The following is a 13698-nucleotide window of genomic DNA, read 5'->3' on the forward strand; positions in this document are numbered from 1 at the left end:
GTCTCGTCGTGCGCCGTCTATCCGATCGCCTGCTGGCCGAGCGCGCTTGCGGCGATCACGTCCTGTAGCAGGGCCAGGACTTCGGCTTCCGGCACGTCCTGGGTGACAAAGGCACGCCCGAGGCCCTGCGCGAGAACGAAGGTGAGGCGGCCGTTCGCGACTTTCTTGTCCTTGCGCATATGGCTGAGCAGCCGCTCGGCGTTCCAGTCCACCTGGGGCAGGTCGGTTAAGTCCGTGGCCAGGCCCACGGCGGCCAAATGCCGGCGCAGGCGGTCGGTCTCCTCCGGTTGGCAAAACCCGAGACGAACCGACAGGTCGAAGGCCATGACCATACCGATTGCGACGGCTTCACCGTGCAGCAGGGCGGCACTGTAGCCGGTCTCGGCTTCGAGAGCGTGGCCGAAGGTGTGACCAAGATTGAGCAAGGCGCGCTGCCCGCTTTCGCGCTCGTCCGCGGCGACGATTTCCGCCTTGGCACGGCAAGACGTGGCGACGGCCCGGATCTGTGCCGTGGCGTCGCCCTCGATGACGTGGGGTCCGTGCTCCTCCAGCCAGGCGAAGAAGGAGGCATCCCCAAGGGCGCCGTACTTCGCGACCTCCGCATAACCGGCCAGCAACTCGCGTCGCGGCAGCGTGGCCAGAGCCCCGCTGTCGGCCAGCACCAAGCGGGGCTGGTGGAAAGACCCCACCTGATTCTTGCCCTGTGCGGCGTTGATCCCGGTTTTGCCGCCGACCGAGGAATCTACCTGCGCCAGCAGGCTGGTGGGGATCTGCACGAAATCGAGGCCGCGCAACAGCACGGCGGCTGCGAAGCCCGTCAGATCGCCGACCACGCCACCGCCCAAGGCGATCAGCCAGGTCTTGCGCTCCAGTCCGGCACTCAGCAGCGCCTCGCAGAGCTTCTCGAAGCCTGCAAAGGATTTACTGGCTTCGCCGGCCGGTACGACGAAGGCGTCGAAGGCGAGCCCGGCGTTGCCCAGGCTGCGCTCGAGCGTCGCCAAATGTAGCTCCGCGACGTGATGGTCGGTCACCGCCACGACCCGTTTCGGTGCGTCTGACAGACCGGCGATCTCGGCGCCGGCCTGGGCAATGAGGCCTGGACCGATCGCGATGTCGTAGCTGCGCGCACCGAGATCCACGCTGAGCCGCTCGGCAGTGAGGTTAGGCATGGGTGCCCGCGGGCGCCGACTTGCGCGCTTTGGGATACAGACTCTCGAGAACGCGCTCGACGGTGGCTTCGGGCGGCCCCTCCGCCGCGTCCACCGTGACGTCCGCCAGCGCGTAGACCGGATAACGTTCGTGGATCAGCCGTTGCAGGATCTCGCGCGGGTTGCCCCCGCGCAGCAGCGGTCGGCTATCCCGCCGGGACGTTCTCTTGACCAGCAGATCCAGATCGGCACGTAGCCAGACCGAAAGGCCGGCCGCGGCCACGGCGGCCCGGGTTTCCGGATCCATGAATGCACCCCCGCCAGTGGCGATGACTTGCCCCGGCGTCTGCAGCAGGCGTTGAATCACCCGCCTTTCACCCGATCTGAAGTAGGCTTCGCCGTGCTCGGCGAAGATATCCGGGATCGAGCAGCCGGCCGCCCGTTCGATCTCGGTATCGGCATCGACGAAACGTCGGCCCAATCGCTGTGCCAGGCGCCGTCCGATGCAAGATTTACCTGCGCCCATCAGTCCGACCAGTACGACGCTATCCTCGGAGGCCAGCCTGCGCGCCGGTCCGTGCGGCTGAGGCTTCTGCGGCCGCTCCATCGCCGAGGGGTCAGCCGGTGCCGTGAGGCCTGAACTGCCGTCTTCCGGCATGATTGGCCGTGTCTCCGTTGTTCTCAGTCTTACCCCCGCCGCACCGGCAGCTTGGCTTCGGGCGGCGTTGCATGCCCGTTTTGCGGCGTTTACACTTATGATCACTGCCGCCATTTCGCCACAGACAAAATCTACCACAGACAGCCCGGCTGAGTGCAAGCGCCAGCGATGCAGGCCGGTGCCGCGACGATTGCGCTGGGCGGCAGCGTGTCGCTGGTGTTTGACCCGGCGGAGTGAGAGGCGAAGTGACCAAAGATGAATCGTTGCGAGGTCGATAATGGGCAAGATTGTTGCCGGTGTTTTGGTTTTGTTTCTGTTGCTTCTGACGGCGGCGGGTGCCGCGATCATGACCCTCGACCTACCGCCGCCGACTGCGCAGGTAGAGAAAGTAATTCCGAATGAGCGCCTGTTCGACTGATATCCCTCGCTTCTTGCGGCCCATCGGGTCCGCGCATCTGGCCACCGCTTTCTGCGTGGGTCTGTTGCTGTGCGGTCCGGTGCTCGGCGGTTCGGCCGCGGCGCAAAGCGATCAAGCCGGTGCACCCCGGTCGTTGTTTCCGCCACCTGGCGCGACCGGGGAGGGAACCTTACAGGATCGGCCGCGCGTGCCGGACGGTATGCAGGTCGATGCCTTGCCGGCGGCGCCGATCGACGACGCGCCGCGCGCCCGCGACGGAATTTTCGTCGACGTGCTGGCGCCAATCGATCCCGCCACTGTCGGCGTGCTCACGGAACGCGATCCAGACGGTTTCGGCGGCGATGTCTGGGCTGGATTGGAACGCCGTCAGGTCGCAGCGCTCCTGAGCGGCATCCCGGCCGATCTGGCCTCGCCCACCTTGCGCAGCCTGCTGCGCCGGCTGTTGCTGACCAGCGCCAAGGCACCGGGTGGCGCGCCGGCCGGATCGGGTATGCCCAGTCTGCTGGGTTTGCGGGCGGACCGGCTCTTTGCGCTGGGCGACACGCCCGCCTTGATCCGCTTGCTCGAGGTCGCGCCGGAGGCAACCGGCGACGAACTGCTCGACAGAACGCGCTTGCAGGCTCGTCTGATCACGGGTGACGAGCGAGAGGCCTGCCGGCTCGGACAGCAAGGCGTTGCCGATCATGGCGGTGTCTGGTGGTCCAAGGCGCTGATCTTTTGCCAATTGGCTGCCGGAGATGAGAGGGCCGCCCTGCTCGGTCTCGATCTTTTGCGAGAGCAGGACCGGACCGATGCCGGGGAACAGGCCGATCCCGATTTCCTGGAGCTTGCCAACGCTCTCCTGGGTTTTGGCCGTGCTCCGGACAAGCCGGCGCCGACCGCGCTGAACATCGCCATGCTCGCCAAGCTTCAGGCGCGCCCCGATGTGGTATTGCTGTCGGATGCGCCACTTGGCCGAAGCGAGCAGTTGCTCGGGCTGCAGTCGCTCCCCGCGGCCGACCGTGTGCTGCTGGCGGAGCGTGCGGTACAGGCCGGTGTCCTGCCCGGCGGCCGCCTGGCGGACTTCTACGACGTTTTCGATTTCGACGCCCCGACCCTGCGGGGTGCCCTCGGTGCGGATCTCGATCCGGCGGAGCCGAGCGACCGGGCACTGTTGTTTCAGGCACTGGAAAGCGGGGCCTCGCCGCCGGAACGGGTCGAATTGCTCTCCCGCTATCTGAGCGGAACGAGCCTGCAGGGAGTTGCGCTCGCCGGTCTGCAGGCTGCCGAGCCGGTCGTAGTTGATTTGCAGCCGGAACCGGCCTTGGCGCGCTGGGCTTCGGGACCGGGGCGCGCGCTCTTCTACAGCGGGCGGCTGGAACAGGCCCTTGCGTGGTTTGAGAATGCAGGCAGTGCGGCCGCGCAGTGGCCGGAGGCCGCCGAGGCGCGCCGCCTTCTCTGGCCTTATGCGCGTCTTGCCGGAACCCCGGCAGCCGGCTGGACCGATCTTCAAGATTGGGCCAGCGACACGGCGGCCACGGGGCTCGATAGCGAAACCGTAGCGCTTTTCGCGGCTGCGTTATACGGGCTGGGAGAGAGAGAGGCTCTTGCGGCCGTGAGCCCCGGCCCCGCAAGTGCCGCGGCCCCGACCGGTGAACCGCAGCTTGAGGCCTTGGCGACTGCCGGACAGGCGTCGCGCCTGGGCGAGGCACTGCTCCGGGCCTCGGCCGTTCTGGGTGACCGCTCGGCTGGCGAGTTGCATCCGCTTGAACTTGCGGCCGTCGTAGAAGCCTTGGTTTCTCTCGATTTGGGGGTGGAAGCACGACAATTCGCCATGGAGGCCCTGGCATCACGGGGTCTCTGACGCCATAAAACAGTACAAGATCGGAAAAAAGAGTCGGAGACTCAATGCCATGACGGCCCCCTCGAACCGAAAATCCGCGCGTGGATTTGACCTTTCTGCACAAGCCGAAGCCTTTCTCGAGATGCTGGTCGTCGAGCGAGGAGCGGCAAAGAACACCCTGGACGCCTATGCGCGCGACCTGCGCCATGCGGGCGCTTTTCTGGCCGAAGACGGCGGCGTTCTGGAAAGCGCCGACGCCGAGGCGCTGCGCCGCTACTTGAGTCATCTCTCTGCGACCGGAATGTCGGCGCGGACAGCCGCGCGGCGGCTCTCGGCTTTGCGGCAGTTCTACCGGTTTATCTACGGCGAAGGGCTGCGCCAGGACGATCCCACGGCAACGCTGGAGAGTCCGCGGCAGGGCCGCAGCCTGCCCAAGGTCCTGTCGGAGGCGGAGGTCGATCGCTTGCTGGAGGCCGCCCGCCAGCGCGAGGGGGCCGAGGGGCTGCGGCTGACGGCGCTTCTGGAGGTGCTCTACGCCACTGGGCTGCGTGTCTCCGAACTGGTCGGCCTCCCGGTCTCGGCGGTGACGCGCGATCCGCGTCTGCTAGTCGTTCGCGGCAAGGGTGGTAAGGAGCGCATGGTGCCGGTCAGCCGCCCTGCACGTGCCGCACTCGACGCCTATTGCGAAGTGCGCCGTCGTTTTCTCCGCCGGTCCGAGGACGATGCCTGGCTGTTTCCCTCGCGCAGTCTTGGCGGGCATCTGACGCGTCACAGAGTCGCGCAGCTGCTGAAGGAACTGGCCGTCGAAGCCGGGCTGGAGCCCAGCAAGATTTCGCCGCATGTGCTGCGCCATGCCTTTGCCAGCCACATGCTGGCGCGAGGCGCGGACCTGCGCTCCGTTCAGCAGCTTTTGGGGCATGCCGATATCGCGACCACGCAGATCTATACCCACGTGCTCAGCGATCGGCTGAAGACGCTGGTCGAAGACCATCATCCCCTGGCTCAGCCGACCAATCCGGTCGAGCCGGAGGAGACCGAGGCGGCGGAGTGATCTCCGTCATCGCTTTGCCGTTGCGATTGGTATTACCAGCAATTATGTAAAGTCGCGCCTCGCCGCGTCCCTTGCGTTCGTCACTGATGCTGCGGCGGCGCTATTCCTATGCTGGCGGTTGTCGTCCGCCGCGAGAAGATCAGCCAATCAAGGGGAAGACTGAATGAGCTTTACGATTGTCGAGCAAGCAACGCCGCGCCTGAACCGCAGCGAGCTTGCCGTGCCTGGAAGCAACTATCGCTTTATCGAAAAAGCGGCCGACGCCGAGGCCGACGTCATCTTCCTGGACTTGGAAGACGCGGTGGCGCCGGACGACAAGGAGCAGGCGCGCAAGAACATCGTCAAGGCGCTCAACGAGATCGACTTCGGCAGCAAGACCATGTCGGTCCGCATCAACGGCCTCGACACCCACTACATGTACCGGGACGTGGTCGACCTGATCGAGCAGGGCGGGGAGCGCCTCGACCTCATCATGATCCCGAAAGTCGGCACTGCCGCCGACGTGTACGCGGTCGACATGCTGGTCACTCAGGTCGAGGACGCGGTCGGGCGCAAGAAGCGGCTCGGCTTCGAGATGATCATCGAGACCGCGCTCGGGATGGCGAACGTCGACGCCATCGCGGGCGCCAGCAAGCGTAACGAGTCGCTGCATTTCGGTGTCGCCGACTACGCGGCCTCGACGCGGGCGCGCACGACCGTCATCGGCGGACCGAACCCGAACTACGGCGTTCTGACCGACCCCAACGGCGACGGCGGCCGCGATTACCACTGGGGCGACATGTGGCACTATGCCATTGCCCGCATGGTGGTGGCAGCCCGGGCCAACGGCCTGCGTCCGGTGGACGGACCCTTCGGCGACTTCTCCGACCCCGAAGGTTACAAGGCTCAAGCCTATCGGGCTGCCGTTCTGGGCTGCGAAGGCAAGTGGGCGATCCACCCGAGTCAGCTGGAACTGGCCAATGCGGTCTACAGCCCCTCCGAGGAAGAGGTCACCAAGGCGCAGCGCATCATCGAAGCCATGGACCAGGCGCAGAAAGAGGGTAAGGGTGCGGTCAGCCTCGACGGTAGGTTGATCGACATCGCCTCTATCAAGCAGGCCGAGGTCATGGTCAAGAAGGCCGAGCAGATCGCCGCTGCCTGAGGCTAAGCTTGGAGTCAGTGCAAGAAATGCGAAAGAGCCGGCGCGCGGACTGCGCCGGCTCTTTTTGCTGAGGTGTATTTAGCCTTCAAATTCTACTTATAGTGTATTTTTTGGTTATTAGAGGCGAAATAACCTTTCATTGACCTCTTTCCCATAGAACGTCTCGGGAGCGTTACCCACCCAGCCGAGGCTTGCCATGTCTTTGAAATCCCTGTCGATTGCTACCAAGCTCTGGAGTTTGCTGGGGCTTACCGTGATCTCCTTGTTGATCGCGGCGGGTATCGGTCTCCATTTCGCTCGACTGCAGATGGTCGAGGATCGGGTTAGCAAGCTGCAGAACATCTCCGAGACGGCTCAGAGCTATGCGGCTTCTCTCGCTGAGCGCGTGAGCGCCGGTGAGTTGGCCCCCGAGGAGTCACTCGCACAGCTTCGCAGTGTAATTCACAATATGTGGTACGCGGAAAACGAGTATCTCTTCATCATCAAGCTTGATGGCGAGGTCTTGGCGCATGCCGCGAAACCAGCTCTCGAAGGCCGCAATCTCTGGGATACCCAAGATGCGGACGGTGTCTACTTCTTCCGAAATCTCTCGGAAACCGCGCGCGCTGGCGGCGGACGTGAATACTACATGTGGCCGCGCGCCGGTTCGGATGTGCCGGAACAGAAACTGTCTTACGTCGTTCCTATTCCCAGTCTCGATGCCTTCGTCGGCACCGGCGTTTATCTCGACGATCTTCGAGCTGCCTTCATGGCGCTGGCAACGCGCGTGGCGGCGGCGATTGTCGTGCTCACTCTGATTGCGGTGGCGCTCGTCTACGCGGTCCAGAGAGACTTGGTCAGCAGCCTCGGGGGACTTTCGGCCAAGATGCGACGGATCGCCGACGGCGACCTGGAGGTTGCGATCGCCGAGACCAGTCGCGGCGACGAAGTCGGCCGGATGGCGGAGGCGCTGCAGGTCTTCAAGGAGCAAGCGCAACAGAAGCAGCAGATGCAGGCCGAAGCCGAACAGGCGCGCCGCGAGGCCGAAGCCGAGCGCCGTCGCACCTTCGATCAGTTGGCCTCCCGCTTCGAGAGTTCGGTCGGTGGACTCGTGGGCGGCTTGGTCAGCGCCGCCGGCAGCATGCAGTCTGCGTCCCAGACCGTCGCGGAGAGTGCCGAGAGCGCCAGTCAGTCCAGCGTCAGCGTCGCCGCGACGACCGACGAAGCCGCACAGAACGTTCAGACCGTTGCGAGTGCCGCCGAAGAACTGTCGGCCTCGATCCGGGAGGTCAGCGGTCAGGTCGGCGAGGCCGCGCGGATCGCCGATGAGGCATCCAGCAAGGCCGAGCAGACCAGTCAAACCGTTGGAAGTCTGAAGACCTCGGCCGAGAAGATCGGTGCGATCGTGACTCTGATCCAGGAGATCGCCGAGCAGACCAACCTGCTGGCGCTGAATGCGACCATCGAGGCTGCGCGGGCCGGCGAGGCCGGTAAGGGCTTCGCTGTCGTGGCCAGTGAGGTCAAGAATCTGGCGACTCAGACGGCCAAGGCCACCGAGGAGATTGGCCAACAGATCAGCTCCATGCAGGGCATCTCCGTCGAAGCGGCCCAGGCCATGGAGACGATTCGGACGACCAACTCTTCGATGCAACAGATCTCGGCGACTATCGCGGCGGCGGTCGAGGAGCAGTCGGCCGCCACTCAGGAGATCGCCCGCAACGCTCAGCAGGCGGCCGGGGGCACTCAGGAGACGGCACGCAATATCTCCAGCGTGTCCACTGCGGCTCAGACCAACCTCGAGACCGCGCAGCAGTTGCTCGGGCTGTCGGGCGATCTCTCGAACCAGTCCAACGAGTTGGGCGCCGAAGTCGAGCAGTTCCTGGCGGAGATCCGCGCCGGCTAAAGCGGCCTGATCTCAGGTCTACTCCAACTCCACCGCGTAGCTCTCCAAGGCCGGGGCCTCCTCGATCACGCCCTGATCGATCAGGAACTGCGCGAAGCGGCGATAGCGCCCTTCGTCCAGGGCCGCGGGCCGCAGAGCGAAGCGCGGCAGGGTGTCCCACCAGGCACGTCGATTCAACTCGTCGTCCAGCCCCGGTTTGTAGGCCTTGAAGATCTCCCAGGAGTCTTCGGGATGGTTGATGGTGTAGATCGTGCCGCGTTCGAGGGCACGTATGAAGGCCGGCAGGCGGGGGTCCTCCAGACGGTTCGCGTTGGCGATCACCACCAGCTCGTCGTAGGCCGGAATCCCATGCTCCTCGGGATAAAAGGCGCGGCCTTCCGAACCCTCGATTTCCAACTGGTTGAGCTCGAAGTTGCGGTAGGCGCCGATCACCGCATCCACCTGACCCGACAGCAGCGAGGCGCTGAGGGCGAAGTTGACGTTGATCAGCTCGACGTCCTCCAGGCTCAAGCCGGCCGGCGCCAGCATGCCGCTCAACATGGCCTCGGCAAAGCCGCCGACGGAGTAGCCGATTTTGCGGCCTTCCAGGTCGGCCAGGGTTTCGACGGGACCCTCGGCCAGCACCACCAGTGTGTTCAAGGGGGTGGCCACCAAGGTCGCGATGCGCGCCACCGGCAGGCCCTGAGCCGCCTGCATGTGGAGCTGGGGCTGATAGGAGATGGCGATCGGGACCTGCCCCGCGGCAACCAGTTTCGGGGGATCGTTGGGGTCGGCCGGTTCCAGGAACTCGACCTCCAGCCCTTCTTCGGCGAAGTAGCCGCGATCAAGGGCCACGATCAGCGGCGCGTGGTCCGGATTGACGAACCAGTCCAACAGAACCGTCAGCGTCTCGGCCCTGGCAGGCGAAGCCGCCGTCAGCAGCGAGATGGCAAGGCAAAAGGCAAAGCGGAACATCATCTGGCATCTCCTCCCGGCCGAACGGAAGGAAGGGTGCCGACCCTCTGCCCGGAGCGCTTCCGAGGCGATGCCGACCGTCCTTTCCCTGCGCCGGCATGATCCGGATCAGGTTCGAAGGGTCACCGCCTTGCCGGACGGTATCTCAGCCCCCGGGCCGGCCGCGACCGCGACCGGCAGGGACACCCCTAGGAACGTCGGAATCAGAATAACCGTCCCGCGCCGTCTTGCAATGCTTCGTGAAAGAGGCTTGGCGGATAAGTGTCATGGAGTTTTGCATCTGTGCGATTGCGAAGCCCTGTGCTATCCCCCGCGCCATGCGTGATTATCTGGATTTCGAGAAGCCGGTCGCCGAGCTGGAAGGCAAGATCGAAGAGCTCAAGCACCTTTCCGACGCCGGCGACCTGAACATTGCCGAGGAGGTGGGGCGCCTCCAGGCGAAGGCCGACCGCCTGCTGCGGAGCACCTATGCCAAGCTGTCCGCTTGGCAGAAGACTCAGGTGGCTCGCCATCCGCAGCGGCCTCAAGCCAGCGACTACATCGCCCAGTTGGTCGACGACTTCGTCCCCTTGGCGGGCGACCGCCTCTATGGGGAAGACGCAGCGATTCTGAGCGGTCTCGGCCGCTTGCGCGGTTACGCCTGCGTGATCCTGGGGCAGGAGAAGGGCAAGGACCTTCAAAGCCGTCAGGTCCGCAACTTCGGGATGGCTCGTCCCGAGGGTTATCGCAAGGCGCAGCGCTTGATGGGGCTCGCCCAGCGCTTTCGTCTGCCCGTGGTGACCTTCGTCGATACGCCCGGCGCCTATCCCGGCATCGGCGCCGAGGAGCGGGGTCAGGCCGAGGCCATCGCCAAGTCGATGCAGGTTTCGCTCGGCCTGCAGGTGCCAGTGGTCGCCGTGGTGATCGGCGAAGGCGGGTCCGGCGGTGCCGTGGCCTTGGCCACCGCCGACCGGGTGCTGATGCTGGAGCACTCGGTCTACTCCGTGATCTCGCCGGAGGGCTGTGCGTCGATTCTCTGGCGCTCCTCGGATCAGGCCAAGGAAGCGGCCGAAGCCTTGCGGCTGACGGCCCAGGACCTCTATCGCCTCGGCGTGACCGATGCTGTGCTCGAGGAGCCGATCGGCGGCGCGCATCGCGACCCTTCCACCATCATCGCGGCGGTCGGCGACGCTCTGTCGTCCGCCTTGGGCAGCCTCAAGGCGGTTGCGCCGGGCGAGTTGCGCCAGCAGCGCCGCGCCAAGTTCCTGGAGATGGGCAAGGTCGGCCTGTCTTGATTCGCCTGTCTTGAGACCGATCCGATCAGGCTTCTTCGGGACTCAAGAGCCCCTTTAGATCGGGGTTCAGCGTGACGAGGTCGTGCAGGGTGACCGCGTCGAGCGTGGCCATGAAGGCCTCCAAGGCCTGCTGCAGGACGCCCCGCAGCCGGCAAGCGGGAAAGATCAGGCAACCGCTCTTTTCGCCGCCCGTTCCACTTTGGAAGCATTCGGCGATGGCGAAGTCAGCTTCCATGCGCCGCACGACCTTGCCGATGACGATCTGTCCGGCCGGTTGCGCCAGTCGAAGGCCGCCCGCCCGGCCTCTTACCGTCTCGACGAATCCTTCGTGCCCGAGCGTGTTTGCGACCTTTGTCAGGTGCGTCTTGGAAATCCCGAAGCGATCGGCGATGTCGGCCGTGGTCGCGCGTGTCTCCTCCGCAACCGCCAGAAAGGTCAGCAGCCTCAGTGCATAGTCCGTTTGGACGTTCAACCGCATCTTCGTCTACCTATTTATGAATGCAATATACATATTATTTCTACCGCAAACAGCTCTTGCCCGACTGTATTGACTGAAACTACCACTTTCTTTCCCCGTTCGGGAAATCACCCGACGTCTGTCTCATAGCCCCTTGTGTGCTGTGACACGGGCGACTTCGCAAGTCTCACGGATCTCGAATTCCCTGTCAGGTGTTTGGCGAAAGGTCGTAAGGCCCAATTTTGCCCTTTGACGTAATTAAATATATATTTCATATGCATATTTAATTGGTTTTGTTTCTAAGGCAATCGACTGATTCAAGAGTTGATGGACGACCAGTTCAATCAGCCATTCGTCGGGGGTTTCATGATCACGCGGTTCTTCTCATCCAGTCTCCGCGCCGCAGTCGCGCCGAGGGATTTCGCTATCGCTGTCGGCGAGCCCGATCAGCCGTCCGCCTTGCGGCGGCGCGGTCGGCGATGCTGTCAAATCAGGCTTGAGCCGGATCGGAAATGCGCCAATCCGCAGGTCCTAAGTGCATCGCTGCACGAGCAGCTCCATAGCCCGCCTTAGAGCGCTTCTGCGATCGGCGACCTCGCCGAGGCCGCCCGAGACCCGCCCTCTTCTGTTGCTTGAAGACCCTAGCCGCCCGGCCTGACCGCTCGCGGAGCGGATCCCTTGAGCCGCGGCCGCTGCTGGGAGTCGTTCGAACATGACTCTGGCTCGAACGGTCGAGGCGAAGCGCCTCCTTGCCACGCTCGCCGGAGGCGCTGCGGTCCTGCTATGGGCCTTGCTTGCGCTCTTCACCACCTGGGCCGACGGAATTCCACCGTTCCAGCTGGCGTTCCTCTGCTTCTCGCTCGGCACCGCCGTCGGCCTTGTCGCACTGCTCCTGAAGGGGCGGGCGGCTTGGCACTGCTTGCAGCAGCCCTGGCAAGCCTGGATGCTCGGCGTGTCCGGTCTCTTCGGCTGCCATGTCTTCTATTTCCTGGCGCTCGGGAACGCCCCGGCTGTCGAGGCGAGCCTGCTCACCTATCTCTGGCCGCTCCTGACGCTGCTCTTTTCGGCCTTGCTGCCAGGCGAGCGCTTGCGCTGGTTCCATCTCCTCTCGGTCCTGCTGGGTCTGACGGGTGCCGGCTTTCTGGTGACCAAGGGTCAGGGCTTCAACTTCGATGACTGCTTCGCGCTGGGATACATGGCGGCCCTGGCCTGCGCCCTCACCTGGGCGCTCTACTCGGTGATGAACCGACGCTTCGGTGGCGTGCCGACCCAGACCGTCACCGGATTCTGCGCGGGCGCAGCGCTGCTGGGCCTTGTCTGCCACCTGCTGTTCGAGAGCTGGGTTCCCCCGAACCGGTGCCAATGGGGCGCCGTGCTGCTGCTCGGTCTGGGGCCGGTCGGCCTTGCCTTTTTCGTCTGGGATTTCGGCACCAAACACGGCGACATCCAGGCGCTGGCCGCCTTCGCCTACTCGGCGCCGCTGCTCTCGACCGTCACGCTGATCGCGGTCGGCCAAGGCGAGGCCGGTTGGCACGTCGCCTTGGCCTGCGCATTGATCATCAGCGGTGCGGTCCTGGGATCGCTCAATCTGTTGCGACGACGGCGCGTCTGAGGTTCTCGGCGGATCAGTCGTAGCGGCGCTCGAAGGTCACAACCGAGCCGTCGGCCCGGGTCAGTTCGCGGGCATAGAACTCCTTGATCAATCCGTCGTCGACAAATCCCTCCACTGTGACCGCCTCGCCAACGTCGGCCGGAACCCAGTTGGGGCCGACATAGACGGCGATGCTGCCGCTCTCATCGGCCAGGCGAAACTCGTCTTCGTCAAGCAGTCGTTCGACCGTGCCGGCGACCGTCGCCATGGTACCGCGTTGCAGGTCTGCGATCGGCGTTATGTCCTGAGCCTGCAGAACCGACGGTGCGGCGAGCGCCGCAATCAGGGCCGCAGAGAACACGTGGGTTCTCACTGGAAAACCTCCTGTCGTTTGTGGGTGACTATGTAATTTGGGACCGTTCGCGGCGAAGCGGCCGTCGGCCGGTTCTTCAGATCCTGCGCGTGGCCTTGGAGATCGAGCTAGTCCAGAACGAGCGCGAGCAGGACCAAGCTGCAAAGAGCCAAAGCCCAGCCAGGCAGCCGAACCGTGACATCGTCGGCCAACCATTGTTTTATTGTGGCTAAGTCGAACTTTTTCATTTGGCTTTCCAAATCTCTCTCCTCCGAGGGTGTATACAGTCATGGTTCGTACAGATCATGCCGTAGCTTGGCTTTATCTGTGATGACTGACATGTTGTGGTGAGGGGAGCATCAATCAAGATTAGAGAAAGCCGATTTTTATCAAAGACAGTCTCACTTAATTTGTATTTCTAATGGAATTGCAAAATAAATACAGAATTCTAATGTTGCATGGGGAGGCGTGCGACCCCGGCACGCGGCTTCCCGCCCACAACGCAAAAGGCCCGCGGAAAAGGCGGGCCTTGGCGAAGGCTCATGAATGTCGGGTGGCTTAGGCCGCCGCTTCTCGACGCGCCCTGGCCTTCTCGATCTGGCGCTTGATGCGAACCGCTTCGAGGCCCAGCTTCGCATCGGCGGTGCCGGTCAGAAAGCTGTCCAGGCCGCCCTTATGTTCGATGGTCCGGATCGCGCTTGTGGAGAGACGCAGCCGCACCATCTTACTGAGCGCGTCGCTGTAAAGCGCCGTCGACTGCATATTGGGTAGAAAGCGCCGGCGCGTCTTGTTATTCGCGTGGCTGACGTTGTTGCCGGACATCACCGACTTGCCGACAAAAGCGCAACGGCGGGCCATCGATCTCTTCCTCGAAGCTTAAGACTCTAGGGTTTCCAGACGGGATGCGACAGGCAGCCTTCCTAGCCACCGCGCGAGGCGGTGTTGTAGGG

General features: G+C 64.0%; 13 protein-coding genes and 1 riboswitch. Of the genes, 7 read left to right on the forward strand and 6 right to left on the reverse strand.

Features of this window, described 5'->3' with window-relative positions:
- Positions 1 to 17 precede the first annotated feature (17 nt).
- The gene (gene aroB / locus DBZ32_RS12995) at positions 18 to 1169 is read right to left on the reverse strand and encodes a 3-dehydroquinate synthase (RefSeq protein ID WP_119167548.1); all 1152 of its coding nucleotides are present in this window, start codon (positions 1167 to 1169) and stop codon (positions 18 to 20) included.
- Positions 1162 to 1755: a shikimate kinase gene (locus tag DBZ32_RS13000; protein ID WP_119167810.1), complete on the reverse strand. Its 594-nt coding sequence runs from the start codon at positions 1753 to 1755 to the stop codon at positions 1162 to 1164. Before DBZ32_RS13000 ends, aroB begins: the two co-directional genes overlap by 8 nt.
- A 328-nt stretch (positions 1756 to 2083) precedes the next feature.
- On the opposite strand from DBZ32_RS13000, the gene DBZ32_RS22125 reads away from it, so the two are divergent.
- The 5 genes from DBZ32_RS22125 (at position 2084) to DBZ32_RS13020 (ending at position 8120) form a co-directional block, all read left to right on the forward strand.
- The gene (locus DBZ32_RS22125; RefSeq protein ID WP_162906741.1) at positions 2084 to 2224 is read left to right on the forward strand and encodes a hypothetical protein; all 141 of its coding nucleotides are present in this window, start codon (positions 2084 to 2086) and stop codon (positions 2222 to 2224) included.
- Positions 2205 to 4067 carry a hypothetical protein gene (locus tag DBZ32_RS13005; protein ID WP_119167549.1) on the forward strand — a complete coding sequence of 621 codons (1863 nt, stop codon included), beginning with the start codon at positions 2205 to 2207 and terminating at the stop codon, positions 4065 to 4067. The genes DBZ32_RS22125 and DBZ32_RS13005 overlap by 20 nt, the downstream gene beginning before the upstream one ends.
- Positions 4068 to 4116: 49 nt before the next feature.
- A complete protein-coding gene (gene xerD, locus DBZ32_RS13010; protein WP_119167550.1) occupies positions 4117 to 5097 on the forward strand; it encodes a site-specific tyrosine recombinase XerD in 981 nt (326 codons plus the stop codon).
- A gap of 163 nt (positions 5098 to 5260) precedes the next feature.
- The gene (locus DBZ32_RS13015) at positions 5261 to 6238 is read left to right on the forward strand and encodes an HpcH/HpaI aldolase/citrate lyase family protein (protein ID WP_119167551.1); all 978 of its coding nucleotides are present in this window, start codon (positions 5261 to 5263) and stop codon (positions 6236 to 6238) included.
- 196 nt (positions 6239 to 6434) lie between these two features.
- Positions 6435 to 8120 (forward strand): methyl-accepting chemotaxis protein, encoded by a 1686-nt coding sequence (locus DBZ32_RS13020; protein ID WP_119167552.1) that lies wholly within the window; start codon positions 6435 to 6437, stop codon positions 8118 to 8120.
- Between the two features lie 18 nt (positions 8121 to 8138).
- Here DBZ32_RS13020 and DBZ32_RS13025 read toward each other — a convergent pair whose 3' ends face one another.
- Positions 8139 to 9077 carry an ABC transporter substrate-binding protein gene (locus DBZ32_RS13025; protein ID WP_407923496.1) on the reverse strand — a complete coding sequence of 313 codons (939 nt, stop codon included), beginning with the start codon at positions 9075 to 9077 and terminating at the stop codon, positions 8139 to 8141.
- 64 nt (positions 9078 to 9141) lie between these two features.
- A riboswitch (TPP riboswitch) is annotated at positions 9142 to 9274 on the reverse strand.
- 117 nt (positions 9275 to 9391) lie between these two features.
- Between DBZ32_RS13025 and DBZ32_RS13030 the strand changes: the two genes are divergently transcribed.
- A complete protein-coding gene (locus tag DBZ32_RS13030; RefSeq protein ID WP_119167553.1) occupies positions 9392 to 10348 on the forward strand; it encodes an acetyl-CoA carboxylase carboxyltransferase subunit alpha in 957 nt (318 codons plus the stop codon).
- Between the two features lie 25 nt (positions 10349 to 10373).
- On the opposite strand, the gene DBZ32_RS13035 is transcribed toward DBZ32_RS13030, so the two are convergent.
- Entirely contained in the window at positions 10374 to 10826 is a 453-nt protein-coding gene (locus DBZ32_RS13035; RefSeq protein WP_119167554.1) for an Rrf2 family transcriptional regulator, read from the reverse strand.
- 691 nt (positions 10827 to 11517) lie between these two features.
- Here DBZ32_RS13035 and yddG point away from each other — a divergent pair.
- On the forward strand, positions 11518 to 12417 hold the full coding sequence (gene yddG / locus DBZ32_RS13040; protein WP_119167555.1) for an aromatic amino acid exporter YddG: 900 nt from the start codon (positions 11518 to 11520) through the stop codon (positions 12415 to 12417).
- 13 nt (positions 12418 to 12430) lie between these two features.
- Here the strand turns inward: yddG and DBZ32_RS13045 are convergent, their stop codons facing one another.
- Both DBZ32_RS13045 and rpmB read right to left on the reverse strand, forming a co-directional pair.
- The gene (locus tag DBZ32_RS13045; RefSeq protein WP_119167556.1) at positions 12431 to 12769 is read right to left on the reverse strand and encodes a hypothetical protein; all 339 of its coding nucleotides are present in this window, start codon (positions 12767 to 12769) and stop codon (positions 12431 to 12433) included.
- A gap of 537 nt (positions 12770 to 13306) precedes the next feature.
- Entirely contained in the window at positions 13307 to 13606 is a 300-nt protein-coding gene (gene rpmB / locus DBZ32_RS13050; RefSeq protein WP_119167557.1) for a 50S ribosomal protein L28, read from the reverse strand.
- Positions 13607 to 13698 lie beyond the last annotated feature (92 nt).

This window comes from Algihabitans albus (assembly GCF_003572205.1).
In the GTDB taxonomy this organism is placed as follows: domain Bacteria; phylum Pseudomonadota; class Alphaproteobacteria; order Kiloniellales; family DSM-21159; genus Algihabitans; species Algihabitans albus.

Bases quoted from the DNA above. Each gene is read 5' to 3' on its own strand.
- DBZ32_RS13005 (WP_119167549.1), top strand. From the start codon at position 2,205: ATGAGCGCCTGTTCGACTGATATCCCTCGCTTCTTGCGGCCCATCGGG.
- aroB (WP_119167548.1), bottom strand. From the start codon at position 1,169: ATGCCTAACCTCACTGCCGAGCGGCTCAGCGTGGATCTCGGTGCGCGC.
- yddG (WP_119167555.1), top strand. From the start codon at position 11,518: ATGACTCTGGCTCGAACGGTCGAGGCGAAGCGCCTCCTTGCCACGCTC.
- rpmB (WP_119167557.1), bottom strand. From the start codon at position 13,606: ATGGCCCGCCGTTGCGCTTTTGTCGGCAAGTCGGTGATGTCCGGCAAC.
- xerD (WP_119167550.1), top strand. From the start codon at position 4,117: ATGACGGCCCCCTCGAACCGAAAATCCGCGCGTGGATTTGACCTTTCT.
- DBZ32_RS22125 (WP_162906741.1), top strand. From the start codon at position 2,084: ATGGGCAAGATTGTTGCCGGTGTTTTGGTTTTGTTTCTGTTGCTTCTG.
- DBZ32_RS13020 (WP_119167552.1), top strand. From the start codon at position 6,435: ATGTCTTTGAAATCCCTGTCGATTGCTACCAAGCTCTGGAGTTTGCTG.
- DBZ32_RS13000 (WP_119167810.1), bottom strand. From the start codon at position 1,755: ATGGAGCGGCCGCAGAAGCCTCAGCCGCACGGACCGGCGCGCAGGCTG.
- DBZ32_RS13015 (WP_119167551.1), top strand. From the start codon at position 5,261: ATGAGCTTTACGATTGTCGAGCAAGCAACGCCGCGCCTGAACCGCAGC.
- DBZ32_RS13025 (WP_407923496.1), bottom strand. From the start codon at position 9,077: ATGATGTTCCGCTTTGCCTTTTGCCTTGCCATCTCGCTGCTGACGGCG.
- DBZ32_RS13030 (WP_119167553.1), top strand. From the start codon at position 9,392: ATGCGTGATTATCTGGATTTCGAGAAGCCGGTCGCCGAGCTGGAAGGC.
- DBZ32_RS13035 (WP_119167554.1), bottom strand. From the start codon at position 10,826: ATGCGGTTGAACGTCCAAACGGACTATGCACTGAGGCTGCTGACCTTT.